At 58.6% G+C, this 14,597-nt stretch carries 14 protein-coding genes, 1 tRNA gene and 1 riboswitch; of the genes, 6 read left to right on the forward strand and 9 right to left on the reverse strand.

Annotated elements, in window-relative coordinates:
• Window positions 1-16: 16 nt before the first annotated feature.
• The 4 genes from V8J85_RS17900 to V8J85_RS17915 all read left to right on the forward strand — a co-directional run bounded on the left by V8J85_RS17900 (window position 17) and on the right by V8J85_RS17915 (window position 4,725).
• Window positions 17-1,342, forward strand: coding sequence for a dicarboxylate/amino acid:cation symporter (locus V8J85_RS17900; RefSeq protein WP_339955142.1), 1,326 nt, complete (start codon window positions 17-19; stop codon window positions 1,340-1,342).
• Between the two features lie 56 nt (window positions 1,343-1,398).
• Window positions 1,399-1,500: riboswitch (TPP riboswitch) on the forward strand.
• A 36-nt stretch (window positions 1,501-1,536) separates the two neighbouring features.
• Window positions 1,537-2,526: a thiamine ABC transporter substrate binding subunit gene (gene thiB, locus V8J85_RS17905; RefSeq protein ID WP_339955217.1), complete on the forward strand. Its 990-nt coding sequence runs from the start codon at window positions 1,537-1,539 to the stop codon at window positions 2,524-2,526.
• Window positions 2,502-4,031: a thiamine/thiamine pyrophosphate ABC transporter permease ThiP gene (locus V8J85_RS17910; protein WP_339955143.1), complete on the forward strand. Its 1,530-nt coding sequence runs from the start codon at window positions 2,502-2,504 to the stop codon at window positions 4,029-4,031. The genes thiB and V8J85_RS17910 overlap by 25 nt, the downstream gene beginning before the upstream one ends.
• On the forward strand, window positions 4,018-4,725 hold the full coding sequence (locus V8J85_RS17915) for a thiamine ABC transporter ATP-binding protein (RefSeq protein ID WP_339955144.1): 708 nt from the start codon (window positions 4,018-4,020) through the stop codon (window positions 4,723-4,725). The genes V8J85_RS17910 and V8J85_RS17915 overlap by 14 nt, the downstream gene beginning before the upstream one ends.
• Before the next feature lie 45 nt (window positions 4,726-4,770).
• Here the strand turns inward: V8J85_RS17915 and V8J85_RS17920 are convergent, their stop codons facing one another.
• Genes V8J85_RS17920 through petA form a run of 3 tightly spaced genes read right to left on the reverse strand, consistent with a single transcriptional unit; the run spans window position 4,771 to window position 7,571 of the window.
• A complete protein-coding gene (locus tag V8J85_RS17920; RefSeq protein ID WP_339955145.1) occupies window positions 4,771-5,628 on the reverse strand; it encodes a cytochrome c1 in 858 nt (285 codons plus the stop codon).
• 17 nt (window positions 5,629-5,645) lie between these two features.
• On the reverse strand, window positions 5,646-6,989 hold the full coding sequence (locus tag V8J85_RS17925; protein ID WP_339955146.1) for a cytochrome b: 1,344 nt from the start codon (window positions 6,987-6,989) through the stop codon (window positions 5,646-5,648).
• Between the two features lie 12 nt (window positions 6,990-7,001).
• Window positions 7,002-7,571, reverse strand: coding sequence for a ubiquinol-cytochrome c reductase iron-sulfur subunit (gene petA / locus V8J85_RS17930; RefSeq protein WP_339955147.1), 570 nt, complete (start codon window positions 7,569-7,571; stop codon window positions 7,002-7,004).
• 391 nt (window positions 7,572-7,962) lie between these two features.
• Between petA and V8J85_RS17935 the strand changes: the two genes are divergently transcribed.
• Complete coding sequence (locus V8J85_RS17935; protein ID WP_339955148.1) at window positions 7,963-8,610, forward strand: outer membrane protein; 648 nt, start codon at window positions 7,963-7,965, stop codon at window positions 8,608-8,610.
• A 59-nt stretch (window positions 8,611-8,669) separates the two neighbouring features.
• Here V8J85_RS17935 and V8J85_RS17940 read toward each other — a convergent pair whose 3' ends face one another.
• From V8J85_RS17940 to dapF, 4 genes are read right to left on the reverse strand one after another with little or no spacing between them, the layout of a single operon-like run.
• Entirely contained in the window at window positions 8,670-9,269 is a 600-nt protein-coding gene (locus V8J85_RS17940) for a glutathione S-transferase (protein WP_339955149.1), read from the reverse strand.
• Window positions 9,266-9,922 carry a glutathione S-transferase gene (locus tag V8J85_RS17945; protein WP_339955150.1) on the reverse strand — a complete coding sequence of 219 codons (657 nt, stop codon included), beginning with the start codon at window positions 9,920-9,922 and terminating at the stop codon, window positions 9,266-9,268. Before V8J85_RS17945 ends, V8J85_RS17940 begins: the two co-directional genes overlap by 4 nt.
• Window positions 9,923-9,925: 3 nt before the next feature.
• On the reverse strand, window positions 9,926-11,182 hold the full coding sequence (gene mtaB, locus V8J85_RS17950; RefSeq protein ID WP_339955151.1) for a tRNA (N(6)-L-threonylcarbamoyladenosine(37)-C(2))-methylthiotransferase MtaB: 1,257 nt from the start codon (window positions 11,180-11,182) through the stop codon (window positions 9,926-9,928).
• The gene (dapF, locus tag V8J85_RS17955; protein ID WP_339955152.1) at window positions 11,179-11,997 is read right to left on the reverse strand and encodes a diaminopimelate epimerase; all 819 of its coding nucleotides are present in this window, start codon (window positions 11,995-11,997) and stop codon (window positions 11,179-11,181) included. The genes mtaB and dapF overlap by 4 nt, the downstream gene beginning before the upstream one ends.
• A gap of 97 nt (window positions 11,998-12,094) precedes the next feature.
• Between dapF and V8J85_RS17960 the strand changes: the two genes are divergently transcribed.
• Window positions 12,095-12,170 (forward strand) — tRNA-Lys (locus tag V8J85_RS17960).
• A gap of 474 nt (window positions 12,171-12,644) precedes the next feature.
• Here the strand turns inward: V8J85_RS17960 and tcmP are convergent.
• Together tcmP and V8J85_RS17970 are read right to left on the reverse strand one after the other, a co-directional pair.
• Window positions 12,645-13,784 carry a three-Cys-motif partner protein TcmP gene (gene tcmP, locus V8J85_RS17965; protein ID WP_339955153.1) on the reverse strand — a complete coding sequence of 380 codons (1,140 nt, stop codon included), beginning with the start codon at window positions 13,782-13,784 and terminating at the stop codon, window positions 12,645-12,647.
• 12 nt (window positions 13,785-13,796) lie between these two features.
• A complete protein-coding gene (locus tag V8J85_RS17970; RefSeq protein ID WP_339955154.1) occupies window positions 13,797-14,552 on the reverse strand; it encodes a DUF5131 family protein in 756 nt (251 codons plus the stop codon).
• Window positions 14,553-14,597 lie beyond the last annotated feature (45 nt).

A 14,597-nucleotide genomic window follows, 5' to 3' on the forward strand; every position in this document is an offset into this window, starting at 1 on the left:
AAACGGGGGATTTCGAATGGCGGATACAACGGCACGTCATGGCGACACGGGGATGTCGCTGACGATGAAAATCATGATCGCGATGGGGGCTGGTGTCGTCCTTGGCGTGATCCTTAACCAAATCAACATTGAATTTCTGAACCAGCATCTGGTCGCCGGTTTCTTCGGCATGGTCGGCACCATGTTCGTCAATGCTCTGAAAATGCTGGTCGTTCCGCTCGTCTTTTTCTCGCTGCTGGGTGGCGTGACCGGCATCGGCGACATTCGCGTTCTGGGGCGCGTCGGGACGAAATCGTTCGCGCTTTATCTGACGACGACGGCGATCGCCATCGCGGTGGCGATCACACTCGCAACTCTGGTCGGCCCCGGCAAAGGGTTCGACATGACCGGAATCGACACGAGCGGTGTCACCGGACGCGAGGCACCGACGGTCTGGCAGGTCTTTGCAGCCATCGTGCCGACCAACCCGATCGCCGCCTTCGCCAATGGCGAGATGCTGCAGGTGATTTTCTATACCGTCATTCTGGGGATCGCCGTCTTGATGATGGGCGACGAGGCGAAACCATTCAACGCGGCGGTGTCCTTTATGAACGACCTGATGATGAAGGTCGTATCCATCGTCATGGCCTTCGCGCCTTACGGTGTGTTCTGCCTCATCGCGAAAACCTTTGCCGAACAAGGGATCGGTCTGTTCATCCCCGTGCTGGCCTACGTGATCACGCTGGTCGCAGCTTTGGGCATCCACCTGTTTATCACCTTGCCGGGTATGCTGAAGCTGTTGTCGGGGCTGAACCCTCTGACCTTCATGCGCAAGATGCGCTCGGCCCAGGTCTTTGCCTTTTCAACGGCAAGTTCGAACGCCACAATCCCCGTGACATATCGGTGCGTGACGGAACGTGTCGGGGTGAAGAAATCGGTCGCCTCGTTCTGCGTGCCTTTCGGTGCGACGATCAACATGGACGGGACGGCCATCATGCAAGGCGTCGCGACCGTGTTTCTCGCCAATGTCTACGGCATTGATCTGGGACTGATGGGTTATCTGACCGTGATCGGTATGGCTGTACTCGCCTCGATCGGGACGGCGGGCGTTCCGGGGGTCGGGCTGGTCATGCTGACCATGGTGCTCAGCCAGGTCGGGCTGCCGATCGAAGGGATCGCCATCATTCTGGGTGTCGACCGGTTGATGGATATGATCCGGACGGCGGTCAACATCACCGGCGATGCTGTCGTGACATCCATCGTCGCGAAGGGTGAAGGTCAGATCGACATGACGACCTTCGAAGACCCCGATGCCGGGATCATCGACGATCATGAGGTCGAGATACCGCACGCGGCAACCTGACTTGGAAAGGGGGCCGACAGCGCCCCCTTTTCATTCCTGAAATCCAACGATACTAAAGTGTCACCTCGGGGGGCCTTCCAAAGGCTGAGATGCAATTTCGCGGACCCGTTGAACCTGAACCGGTTAAGACCGGCGGAGGGAAGGTTTAGCGCGTAAGCTATCCCCCAATCCGCCCGTCGCATTTGGAGGATATGATGCCCAAGTTCACCTATCTGCCAGCTGTCGCGGGACTTGCTTTTGGTGCCACAGGCGCTTTGGCCGAAACCCCGGTGCTGCAAGTCCTGACCTATGACAGCTTCGTCAGCGAATGGGGCCCCGGCCCCGCGATCGAGGCCGCTTTCGAAGAGACGTGCGCCTGCGATCTGCAATTTCTGGGCGCGGGCGACGGGGCGGCATTGCTCGCGCGACTGCAGCTTGAAGGACCCCGGACCGATGCAGACATCGTGCTGGGCCTTGACACAAACCTGACTGCCGTGGCCCGCAAAACCGGCCTGTTCGCACCGCATGGCGTGGATGCCGCACTCGATCTACCCATTGACTGGGAAGATGCGGATTTCCTGCCGTTCGACTGGGGTTATTTCGCCTTCGTCGGCAACGCGGATGACCCAGCGCCCGCCTCATTGAAAGCGCTGGCCGAAAGCGACATCAAGATCGCGATCCAGGACCCCCGTTCATCCACACCCGGCCTTGGCCTTTTGATGTGGGTTAAAACGGCCTATGGCGATGACGCCGCCGAGATCTGGACCGGTCTGTCCGACAACATCGTCACCGTTACCCCCGGTTGGTCCGAGGCTTATGGCCTATTCGTAGATGGAGAAGTCGATGCGGTTCTGTCCTACACGACATCGCCTGCCTACCACCTGATCGCGGAAGAGGACCCCAGCAAGGTCGCATGGGCCTTCGACGAAGGGCACTACGTGCAGGTCGAGGTCGCGGGTAAACTCGCCGGGACAGATCAACCGGAATTGGCCGATCAGTTCATGGCATTCATGGTGTCCGAAGCCTTCCAAAGTGTCATTCCGACAACCAACTGGATGTATCCCGCGGTGACACCCGCAAGTGGGCTGCCCGATGGGTTCGAGACGCTGATCAACCCTGAAAAACCGCTTTTGCTGTCAGCAGAGGACGCAGCCGAAAAACGCGACGCGGCGCTGGATGAATGGCGCAACGCGCTGTCGCAATAGTTCCGCGTTGGCCCGGTGCGCTTTCGGGCGCGCTGGTGCTCGCGTTGACGCTGGGCACGCTCGCCGCCGTCGCGTGGCGGGCACAATGGGCGAGCGGTTTGTCCGCGGCAGATTGGGCCGCGATCCGGTTCACGGTCACTCAGGCGCTTGTCTCAGCCGGGTTAAGCGTCATTCTCGCGATACCCGTCGCGCGCGCGCTTGCGCGGCGGCAATTCCAGGGGCGCGGCGCGCTGATCACGCTCCTTGGCGCGCCATTTCTGCTCCCGGTGATCGTGGCGGTCCTTGGGCTGCTGGCCGTCTTTGGACGCGGCGGGGTCGTCAATGACGGCTTGGCCATGCTCGGCCTGCCACCCATCTCGATTTATGGTTTCCACGGCGTCATTCTCGCGCATGTCTTTTTCAACCTGCCACTCGCAACGCGGCTGATCCTGCAAGGCTGGCTTAGCATCCCGGCAGAACGATTCCGGCTCGCCGCGACGCTCAACACGCCCGTGTGGCACTTTCTGGAAAAGCCCATGCTGCGCGCGGTCGTCCCCGGCATCTTTCTGGTGATCTTCCTGATCTGCCTGACCAGCTTTGCGGTAGCGCTGACCCTCGGCGGTGGCCCCCGTGCCACGACGGTCGAGCTAGCCATCTACCAAGCGCTACGGTTCGACTTCGACCTCGGGCGGGCAGCGATGCTGGCGGCGGTCCAATTCGGGCTTTGCGGTATCGCAACAATCATCACATGGCGGGTCACAGGACATGACGGGCTCAGCGGTGGGATGGACCGGGTGGTGCAGCGCTGGGACCTGCCAAGACCACTGTGGGACGGCATCGTCATGGCAGCCGCGGCGCTGTTCCTGATCCTACCACTCGCCATGGTCTTCTTGAATGGCCTGCCTGGTATTTTCGATATGCCCGGTGTCGTCTGGGCCGCGGCCTGGCGGTCCGTCCTTGTTGCCACGATATCGGCAATTCTGTGCATCATGATGTCCGTCGCGCTGGCCCTGTCCAGCCATCGTTGGGCGACGCTGATCGGTGCTCTGCCCCTCGCTGCCTCTGGCCTTGTGGTCGGTACGGGCGCGTTCCTGATCGTCTTCCCCTTCGTCAGACCATCCAGCCTGGCCCTTGTGGTCACTGCACTCGTCAACGCGACACTGGCGCTGCCCTTTGTCTTGCGGGCCATCCTGCCGGCCGTCGCGGACGTGAACCGCGACTATCAGCGGCTTGGCGCGACGCTGGGTTTCGGGCTTTGGCCTTGGCTTCGTATCGTGGTGCTGCCACGGATCAGGCGGCCGCTCGGCTTTGGTGCAGGTATCGCCGCGGCGCTTTCCATGGGTGATCTAGGGGTCATCACGCTGTTCGCGGGCGAATCTCAGGCGACGCTGCCACTTGCCATGTATCGGCTAATGGGAGCTTACCAGATTGAGGCCGCGGCAAGCACGGGTCTGCTGCTCTTGCTGCTCAGCCTTACGATGTTCTGGATCTGCGATCGCGGAGGGCGCGCGCATGTTGCAGTGTAAAGCGCTCGTGTTGGAACAAGGCAACTTCAAACTGTCGATGGACCTTGCATTTGTACCACAAGTGATCACCGCTTTGGTCGGACCGTCGGGCGCGGGTAAATCTACGCTTCTCGCCGCTCTTGCTGGGTTTTTGGCCCCGGCAGAAGGGCGCATCCTCTACGAAGACAAGGACCTAACGCAACTTTCTCCCGGCAGTCGCCCAATCAGCATCCTGTTTCAGGATCACAACCTGTTCCCGCATCTGACCATCGCCCAGAACGTCGGACTTGCCATCGCGCCCCGCTTGCGGCTTGGCGTCGCTGATCAGGCACGGGTATCGGAAGTTCTGACCCGTGTCGGCCTTGAGGGCATGGAAAGTCGTCGGCCCGCCGCACTGTCAGGCGGACAGCAAAGCCGGGCAGCGCTCGCCCGGGTGTTGCTCGCCGACCGACCTGTGGTGTTGCTGGACGAACCTTTTGCCGCCCTTGGTCCGGCGTTGCGTCGCGATATGCTGGATCTGGTCAAAGACACGCTGACGGGCGCCGGACGAACGGTCATCATGGTCACCCACGACCCGGCCGATGCAAGGCGGGTGGCGGATGAGACCGTTCTGGTCGCCGACGGTCGGGCGGCACCGCCGTTGGCCACGGAAACGCTTTTCGCGACACCACCACCTGCGCTGGCCGCTTATCTGGGTGAGACGAGCAAAAGCTAAAGGCCCGCGAAATGCGGGCCTTTCAGGGTTCGGTCGACCAGAGGATCAGTCCTTTTTCTTATGCGGCGCCCACAGACGCTTGTTCGTCAGGTACAAAAGCACCGACAGAACCGTCAGAAAGATCACACCGGTCAAACCGGCCTGCTTGCGCGCCATCATCTTCGGCTCTGCCGTCCACATCAGGAAGGCAGAAACGTCCATCGCGACTTCTTCCAACTCGGTCGAATGGCCATCGGCATAATCGACGTCATCACCGTAAAGCGGCGGTGCCATCGCGATCCAGCTGCCAGGCACCTTGTGTTTGCCGTTCTCATCCTTGCAGCTTTCAGGAAAACCGCCAGCGGCGAAGGCCACGTTATAATAGCCTTCCATCGGCTCGCCTTCCAACGCGCATTCCGGTTCGTCATGATAGCCGGTCAACAATGACGCGATATATTCCGCGCCACCCATACCGTTCACGAATTGGCTGATGCCAGTGCCATAGGGACCGTGGAAACCAGCCCGCGCCTTGGCCATCAGGCTCAGGTCAGGTGCGTTGGCCAGCTGTGAACCAGGGAACTTGTCCGCGGGTGTCGCGGTCCGAAAATCGCCTTCACCATCGAAAAGGGTCGGATCGAAAATCTCGTAGAACTCGGCATAGGCGCGCATCTGATCGCTTGGCATACCGGGCCCACCGTCATCGGCAAGATTGCGGAACGCCACCAATTCCAAACCGTGGCAGGCCGCGCAGATCTCGGTGTAGACCTGCAGACCGCGCTGCAACTGCATCTGGTCAAAGCTACCGAACGGTCCTTCGAACGAGAATGCGAAATCATGAATTTCGGTTTCGACTTCCGCCGCCATGGCCTGCCCGGTCGTCAGGGCAAGCGCGGCAGCGGCGCTGAGAGTGAATTTACGGAACATCAGTCTTTCGTCCTTTCTCACTCGGCCGGGCTCGCAAGAGGTTTTTTACCTCTTGCATGCGGCGCATAGTGCGCGTTGAAGTCATCTTCGATCGTGGCGGGCGGCGTCATCGGTTTCTCGATCACGCCCAGAAGCGGCAGGATCACCAGAAAGTAGGCAAACCAATAGGTCGACGCGATCAACGCGATCCAATCATAGGGGAATTCTGCCGGGCGGGCGCCGACCCACATCAGGATGATGAAATCGACGACCAGCAGCCAGAACCACCATTTGAACATCGGGCGATAGCGGCCCGAGCGCACCGTAGATGTATCCAACCACGGGGCCAGCGCCATTACGGCGATCGCACCGAACATCGCCAACACACCAAAGAACTTGGCGTCGATGATGCCGAAGCTGATGAAGTCCACGATCTGCACCAACCAGACGTCGGCGGTGAACGCACGCAGGATCGCGTAGAACGGCAGGAAATACCATTCAGGCACGATATGTGCGGGCGTCGCCAGCGCATTGGCAGGGATATAGTTATCGGGGTGGCCCAGATAATTCGGCATAAAGCCGACCACAGCCATGAACACGGCCAGAATGATGGCCAGCGCGAAAAGGTCCTTGATCACAAAGTAAGGCCAGAATGGCAGCGTATCCTTCTGCGCATCCTCCTTGCTGGTCCGGCGCACCTCGACCCCGGTCGGGTTGTTGTTGCCGGTCGTATGGAAAGCCCAGATATGCACCATGGTCAGGCCCAGCAGGACGAAGGGCAAAAGATAGTGCAATGAGAAGAAGCGGTTCAGCGCAGGCTGACCCACAGCCGATGCACCCAAAAGCCACGTCTGCACGGACTCACCCACGAACGGGATCGCGCCGAACAGGCCCGTGATCACGGCCGTTCCGTGGAACGACATCTGCCCCCAAGGCAGAACATAGCCCATAAAGGCCGTGCCCATCATGATCAGATACATCAGCATCCCAATGATCCACGTCACCTCACGCGGGGCCTTGTAGGACCCGTAGTAGAGCGACCGGAACATGTGCAGGTACACAGCGACAAAGAACAGCGATGCGCCATTCATGTGGAAATAACGGATCATGTGGCCACCGTTCACATCACGCATGATGTGCTCGACCGAGTTGAACGCCATATCCACATGCGGCACATAATGCATCACCAGCACGATGCCGGTGATGATCTGCAGGACCAGCGTGAAGGTCAGAACGATGCCCCAGATCCACATCCAGTTCAGGTTCTTGGGCGTGGGGATCATCAATGTGTCATACATCAACCCGAGGATCGGCAGGCGGCTATGCAGCCACTTTTCACCGCCGGACTTGGGCTCGTAATGGTCGTGGGGGATACCAGCCATAATGCTCTCTCCTTAACCGGCTTCGCCAAGTTGAATGGTTGTTTCATCTACGAATGTCGCAATGGGGATGGGCAGGTTGCGGGGCGCGGGTCCTTTGCGGATGCGGCCCGACGTATCGTAGTGCGACCCATGACAAGGGCAGAACCACCCGCCAAACTCACCATCTTCGCCCAATGGCACGCAGCCCAGATGGGTGCAGATACCCATCTGCACCAGCCATTTTCCATCCTCTGACAGAGCCCGGTTTTCGTCGGTCGCCGGTGTACCTTCGGGGAGGTTGGCATTGAACGCTTCGGCGTCGGGCAGGCTATCCACATCGACGGCGCGCGCCTCGGATATTTCCTCTTCGGTCCGTGAGCGGATGAAAACCGGCTTGCCTTGCCATGGCACCGTAATCTGCGTTCCGGGATCGACAGCACTCACATCGACACGGATCGAGGCCAGCGCCAAAACGTCCGCCGAAGGGTTCATCTGGTTCACCAGCGGCCAAACCGCTGCACCCGTGACAACAGCACCAGCCCCTGCAGTTGCGTAATATAAAAAATCTCGGCGCGTGCCGTGCGCTTCATCTGTGTGTGACACTGGATGCTTCTCCAAACTTATCAGGCTGACCGCCCGCACAAACACATAGAACGATAGGCGCATCGTTCCAATTTTGCGCTGTTTAGCCACCAAATGCGGATCAGTCCAGCGGACAATATCACGCAGGAGGATGGACGAACGATGGCCACACGTCAGACGAGAGAATCTGTGTTAACCAACTGTCACGTCCGACAAGTCAGCGGTGGAAATTTTTGACCGAATAGGCAAATTTCGGCCTAAAAGCGGGCAGTTAGACCCGGTTTTTCGCAGTTTTGTGACAGCAGTGACACAAGCACAGGATGTTGATTAGAGTTCGGTTAACCTTTCCTTGTTATATACGAATGACCAGCCTACCTGTGGACCACGAACTGCTCGCCTCGGGAAAAAGAACATGAACCGCATATTTGCGACCAGCATATGTGTCATTCTCGCGACTTCTGCCGCCGCGGCTGAGGTCGAGTTGAGCTTTTATGGCGGGGTGCAGTCCGCCCCATCGTCGGACGTGTCGATTCGCGATGATGACAGTATTCCGGACGGTGACTTCTCGATCGCTTGGGAAGGACGCTCATTGGAAGCGCCCCCTTACTATGGCATCCGGGCAACCAAATGGCGATCCCCGGAATTCGGGTACGGTCTCGATTTCACGCACAACAAGGTTTACCCCGAGAATGATGAACTTCCGGCGGGCTATGACGTGCTAGAATTTACCGATGGCCTGAACACGCTGACTGTCAATGCCTATCGTCGGTGGTCCAGCGCGTTTGGCGAAGTGTCACCCTATATCGGCGGCGGCGTGGGTGTTTCGGTGCCATATGTCGAGGTGGCGAACAGCGATTCAGAAACTTTCAGCTACCAACTGACCGGTCCTGCCGCGACATGGATCGCCGGGGCAAGCTATCCGATCAATGACCAGTGGTCCGTCTTCGGCGAATACAAGGGGACGTTCTCGTCCAACACCGCCGATCTCGACACCGGTGGGACGCTGGAAACGGACATCGTGACCAACGCGGTCAATCTCGGGCTCAGCTTCAACTTTTAGAATCTGCTGACATTTATCCTTTGTCACCGGAGCGGGACCCATTTCGTCATCAACAGTTCCTATGGTCGGGTTTCGACCATGCTATCCCGCGCGACAAACGCGGCATGCCATGCGGCAAGCGCATCATGACCCGCGCGCCAGTCTTGTCCCTCATGACGAAAATCAAGGTAGGATAACGCGCAACCAACAGCGATCTGCCCCGTATGTACCGGACCGGCCAAGTGGCTCATCCATCGCATGTTCAGCGCACTGACCGCCCGATCGACTTTCTCCCATTGCGCCTCCAACCATTCAGGTGATTGTTGCGCTTCCGGCCGGAACCGCGCTTCGTAAACCATACCGACGGCCGCATCCATGATCCCATCCGCCGTCGCCTCCAACGTCAGAACCTCCCACAAACGGCTGGAGGGATAGAAATCCGTCTCAGCCAACGTATCCAGATACCTGCAAATCACACGGCTGTCGTAAATGGCGGGGCCTTCGTCACGGATCAATGTGGGGATTTTACCAACGGGATTGGCCGCCATCACCACCAGATCAGTGGCAAGCGGCGTCGTCGAAACCTCAACCTCGGTCACCCGGTCCATCAGGTCGGCCTCGCGCAGCAACACGCGTACCTTGCGGACAAATGGCGACGGGGGCGATATCAGCAATTTCACGACGCGAGGTCCTTTTGCATATCAGGGAACTGAACGGGGGCCTGTCCCGGCCGCCATGGCGGATGTTTGACCATGATCGCCGCAAATTCCGATGACGACAAGAAACGATCAAGCCATCGCGCTACATTTCCAATGCCTTGCGCATCGAACCAAACCCGATCGATATGGGCGAACTGCCGGACAAAGGGCAGGATCGCCATATCCACCATGCGGGGCGATGCGCCGGTCAGGCAGGGCTGCCCCTCAAGACGGGCGTCCAGAATACGCAGGAACTCCATTGCCGTCGCTCGCGCCTTCTCGGGGTCGCTGTCAGGATAACGAACTGCATATTTCGTCCGATCCAGCGCAGCTTTGAACGGGCCGTCGCAATGATCGATAAGGTCAACCGCTTCGGCGGGCATATTCAACCAATCCATCGGGTCATGGCGGCCCAAAGCCCACGACATGATATCGCGGCTTTCTTCAATAACCTTATCCCCCGTATCCAGCACCGGCACGGTTCCTTTGGGTGAGGTCGCAAGGAACGCCGCAGGTTTGTCGCGCAACAATATCTCGCGCAGCGTCACCTGCACACCGCTGGCCAAAATCGCCAATCTCGCGCGCATCGCATAAGGGCAGCGTCGAAATGACCACAGAATGGGCTGCGTTTCCATCACTCAGGCAACAAGATGGGCGTCAGCCACACCGGCGATCTTTGCACGCACAATCCGGCTTTCAGGCTGGTCCGAGGCAAAACGCACCTCGGCGAATTGCGTCGTCCGTCCCATACGTGGGCTTTCCATCAGCACATCATGATCTTTGCCAAGCTGGCCATTCAAATGGACGGCAACTTGCGCCGCACCCAACCCGCGCAAGCGGGCGGCCCGTTCCTTGATCTCAGGCCCCTTGACCTGCGGCATGCGCGCCGCAGGCGTGCCGGGGCGAGGCGAATAAGGAAAAACATGCAGCCACGTCAGATCACAGGCCGTAACCAAGTCCTCGGAATTGGCAAACATCGCCTCGGTCTCGGTCGGGAATCCGGCGATGATGTCAGCGCCAAATGTCATGTCAGGGCGCAGTCGGCGGGCGTCCTCGCAAAAGCGGATCGCATCGTCACGTAAATGCCGACGCTTCATGCGCTTCAGGATCAGATCATCGCCATGCTGCAGCGACAAATGCAGATGCGGCATCAACCGCGGTTCGGTGGCGATGGCCTGCATCAGGTTCTCATCCACCTCAATACTGTCGATCGAACTGATCCGCAGACGGGGCAAATCCGGGACGAGTCGCAAAATCCGCATGACCAGATCACCCAGCTTGGGCGCCGCAGGCAGATCCGCCCCCCAGCTGGTCAGGTCAACACCGGTCAAAACGACCTCGTTATAACCCCGATCCACCAACCGCTTGATCTGATCAACAACCACACCGGCAGGGACCGAACGCGAATTTCCGCGCCCGTAAGGAATTATGCAAAACGTACAGCGGTGGTCGCACCCATTCTGCACCTGCACATAGGCGCGGCTGCGCGTGCCAAAACCGTCGATCAGATGACCAGCTGTTTCTGTGACCGACATGATATCGTCCACCTGAACAGGCTCTGTCTGCCCAACCCAATCGGGGGTCAGCCCTTGCCAAGTCGTCGGCTGCATCTTCTCCGTATTACCCAGGACGACATCGACCTCATCCATCGCCGCGAATGTCTGGGGCTCCGTCTGCGCCGCACATCCGGTCACGATCAGGCGCTTACCGGGATTTTCACGCCGCAGCTTGCGGATGTCCTGCCGGGCCTTGCGCACGGCCTCTGCCGTGACCGCACAGGTATTGACGACGACCGCATCCCGCAGCCCCGCCTGTCGGGCAAGCTCTTTCATCGCCTCGGTCTCATAGGCGTTCAACCGGCAACCATGGTTGGAAAAGAGTGGTGCACCGCTCATCCGATCCACCACTTTCCGTCAAAGACATGCGCCGTCGGGCCCGTCATCCAGACACCATCATCCGCCCAACGCACCGCGATCTCACCGCCATCGAGGGTGATCTTCACATCGCGCCCCGTCAATCCGCGCCGGGCCGCAGCCACCGCAACCGCACATGAGGAGGAGCCGGATGCAAGCGTCACACCTACCCCCCTTTCCCACACGCGCATGCGCAGGTGATCAGGACCCAGCAAGCTGGCGAATTGCACGTTGGTGCGTTGCGGAAACAGGGGATGCCATTCCATCTCCGCCCCCCGCGCCTCCAGATCGACGGCTTCGGCATCCGGAACGAAAAACGTGCAATGCGGATTGCCCATGCCGGTCGCAACGGGGCTTCCGTCAAGGGGGAGCGACAACGTATCATGGGCTGACGCCAACGGCACATCGGCCCAATCCAGCATCGGATGGCCCATATTCACTGCGGTCAGCCCTCCGCCCGCATCGCGCGCCTCGAGCAAACCACGATCGGTACGCAAGATCAGCGTATCCCGCCCGGTCATGTCCATCACATGCCGTGCGATACAGCGTGTGGCGTTGCCACAGGCGGCAGAGAGCGTGCCATCACTATTCCAGAACGTCAGATGCAAATCGGCTTCGGGATCATCGGACAACACCGCCAACTGATCGAATCCCACACCCCGATGACGATCCGCCATGGCGACGGCCAGCGCGGCATCGATCTGTACGCCAGCGTCGCGGGAATCGACGACGACAAAGTCATTTCCCAGCCCATGCATCTTCATGAACGGCAGATATGTTGGCGCAGTCGGTGTCATGGCCGGGCATATAATCAAAGGCGGACGACTTAGCCAGCCACCACGTGATTTGAGGGGTTGACCCTGACGGTCGACCTTTCTAAGTACGCTACGTTGTGGGCCGTTAGCTCAGTTGGTAGAGCAACTGACTTTTAATCAGTAGGTCGATGGTTCGAACCCATCACGGCTCACCAATAAAATCAAACAATTGTCAGTAGACCATAAGAGTGCAGATTTGGAGCATAAGCTTGCTGATCTGTCCGTTTGGTTAGCTTTCAAGACCAATTTGAGACTGAAATCGAGATGACTCCTCGCATTGGGCTAGCGGAGATAATCTCGGTGGACCGTTGAGTTGGTAAGGCAACGCTTTTTGGTAGCGTGTACCGTAGGTTCGAATCCTAACACCCCAGCCAGCTTTCCTATTGTGATGTCCGGTATGAATCGCAACTTGTCCGGCGAGACTTGCAACTTTTGTCGGGTAAGAACGCAACTTCCACCATTTTTGCCGACTTTTGGGGCGTTCTGCTGACAGAACTGGCTTTTTTGTTCGTTTCCAAGAACTGCCCCCGATAAGTGTGGCACCCAACGGCGGAAAGCGTCCGTTTACTGCGGGTGCCATGGGTCATTGGGTTGCTTTGGGAGCGGTCATTCGTCGCCTCGTGAACCCGTTAGGGCAAGGAAATGGAAGTGTTTGCCTGGGGCACCCGTTTCCTAGCTGGAAGCTCGAAGCGGACGACGCCCCGTTCCCGCATGTTCAAGAGAACCTTGTTCAGATGCGTACGACGGATTGGAACTTCCTCCATCGCAAGATTGAACATTGGACCGGGGAACGCCCGTGTCCGACCTTTCAGAAAATCCACTATGATCTCCTCAGCCCGAGCCCTGTTCGTCTTGCAACCAACCCCCTTCTGCTCCTGTTGGATCGCCGCGATGTCCTCGGATGAGAACAGGCTGACCTGCAGGCTGTCACCTTCTCGAAGGTTGTGCCTCATCTCCAATTCCTGCTTCTCGACTTTCTCTTGAACGTCGCGAAACACCTCCAAACCGGCTGGGCTGTGCGTCCCCAGTATGAGCCGCATCTTCAATCGTTCACGCCTCGGCACCATGATCGAGAAATCTGGTAGGTATGATGCCGCCTTGTTCGCGCGAATTGCGGCTTTCATCAAGTGCAGCATCTTTCGCTCGTTGCTCCATTCGGACGGCAGGCGCGTAAACTCATCTGCCCATTCGGCGTCCGCTAGGAACCGTCCGAACGATGCAGCTACCTCATGATACTCGGCATGTCGATTGATGTGGTCCGACATGAAATTCAGCATGAACTCGCCATTCTGCGCGTGTAGAAAACTAAACACGTCCTCGGTACGAATGTTCCAGCCCGTTGGGTCGATGAAGGTGAATGTAAAACCGTCTGTCAATTGCGCCGCGATGGCGTTGAGGTTGTCTTCGAACGCGCCTTCGAAAATGTGTATCTCGAACCGACCTTTGGACGCAGCGTACTCACGCAGGCGCGCAACTGCTTCTGGCCGCTGCTCGCAGAAACAGAAGCGAATCTTCAGCCCACCGACGCCGCGCTTGCCGAGATCGGCACGAACGGCTTCCAGTGTATTGATGGCCTGATCGAACGAGGCGTCCGAATATTTCGCATCGTCCGACACGCGCCAAGGACCGGCGAAGGCGTCCACGAAGTTGAACGTCGGCGAGTGACCTTGCAGGGTCTTGTAAGCCGCCGTTTGAAGATATCTCGTCAAGAACTGATGCTTGATGAATGATTGTTCACGGTCACGGTAAAGGTCTAAATCTGCTGCCATATGGGTCTTTCGTTACTGTAATTCAGCCATGATCGCCTTAGGCACGATCTGCCACGGAAACCCATTCCATTCCTCGCCCTCAAGGAGGCGACCGCCGGATTTCGGTCGCGCGCCGCCCCATTGTTTGAAGAAGAAAGCCACGTCGTAATGCACGCAGGCGATGCGCACTTCGGTCGCCCAAGCGGCTTCCATCGCACGTGCGCCTGGTCCGCTTTCGCCACCGACAATCGCCCATGCGATACCCGTTAAATCAACCTCGCCAATTGGACCTAGCAGCGGTTCGAATGAGATGAAACGTGCGTCCGAGTTGATCTGCCGAAGATGCTCGATCCGCCCCTTGTTCGCAGCATCCTCGACGGACACACCGAGCCAGATATGCGACGGCACTCGATCACCATCATACCGACGGCGCACGTAGTTGCGCATTAGAGATGACCGCTTAGTCAGGACCTGATACACGTGCCAATCCACCGCCTCCATCGCATCGAACACGCGGTCGATGAAGTCGCGCGGGATGTCCTTGTGGAAAAGGTCGCTCATCGAATTGACGAAGATCATGCGCGGCTTCTTCCACATTGCAGGCTGCCCAAGGCGCGACGGCCAGAGCCGCATATCGAAGCCCTGTTCGTATGGGTGCCCCTCAATCCCGCGCCATCGTTCAGCGAACCTTTCCGCGTAACAGTGGTCGCACCCAGGCCCGACCTTCGTGCATCCCGTTACCGGATTCCACGTCGCATCGGTCCACTCGATCTCAGAATTCTGTGCCATCCTGCTCGACCTCTTCTTTTGCAGCCAAACATACCTAGAAATAGA

It is taken from the genome of Yoonia sp. 2307UL14-13, assembly GCF_037572755.1.
In the GTDB taxonomy this organism is placed as follows: Bacteria; Pseudomonadota; Alphaproteobacteria; order Rhodobacterales; family Rhodobacteraceae; genus Yoonia.

What these genes read in the sequence shown, in the direction of transcription:
- dapF (WP_339955152.1), bottom strand. Translation starts at nt 11,997, where the DNA reads ATGACACCGACTGCGCCAACATATCTGCCGTTCATGAAGATGCATGGG.
- V8J85_RS17920 (WP_339955145.1), bottom strand. Translation starts at nt 5,628, where the DNA reads ATGTTCCGTAAATTCACTCTCAGCGCCGCTGCCGCGCTTGCCCTGACG.
- V8J85_RS17915 (WP_339955144.1), top strand. Translation starts at nt 4,018, where the DNA reads ATGTTGCAGTGTAAAGCGCTCGTGTTGGAACAAGGCAACTTCAAACTG.
- mtaB (WP_339955151.1), bottom strand. Translation starts at nt 11,182, where the DNA reads ATGAGCGGTGCACCACTCTTTTCCAACCATGGTTGCCGGTTGAACGCC.
- V8J85_RS17970 (WP_339955154.1), bottom strand. Translation starts at nt 14,552, where the DNA reads ATGGCACAGAATTCTGAGATCGAGTGGACCGATGCGACGTGGAATCCG.
- V8J85_RS17900 (WP_339955142.1), top strand. Translation starts at nt 17, where the DNA reads ATGGCGGATACAACGGCACGTCATGGCGACACGGGGATGTCGCTGACG.
- V8J85_RS17935 (WP_339955148.1), top strand. Translation starts at nt 7,963, where the DNA reads ATGAACCGCATATTTGCGACCAGCATATGTGTCATTCTCGCGACTTCT.
- V8J85_RS17945 (WP_339955150.1), bottom strand. Translation starts at nt 9,922, where the DNA reads ATGGAAACGCAGCCCATTCTGTGGTCATTTCGACGCTGCCCTTATGCG.
- tcmP (WP_339955153.1), bottom strand. Translation starts at nt 13,784, where the DNA reads ATGGCAGCAGATTTAGACCTTTACCGTGACCGTGAACAATCATTCATC.
- V8J85_RS17925 (WP_339955146.1), bottom strand. Translation starts at nt 6,989, where the DNA reads ATGGCTGGTATCCCCCACGACCATTACGAGCCCAAGTCCGGCGGTGAA.
- thiB (WP_339955217.1), top strand. Translation starts at nt 1,537, where the DNA reads ATGCCCAAGTTCACCTATCTGCCAGCTGTCGCGGGACTTGCTTTTGGT.
- V8J85_RS17910 (WP_339955143.1), top strand. Translation starts at nt 2,502, where the DNA reads ATGGCGCAACGCGCTGTCGCAATAGTTCCGCGTTGGCCCGGTGCGCTT.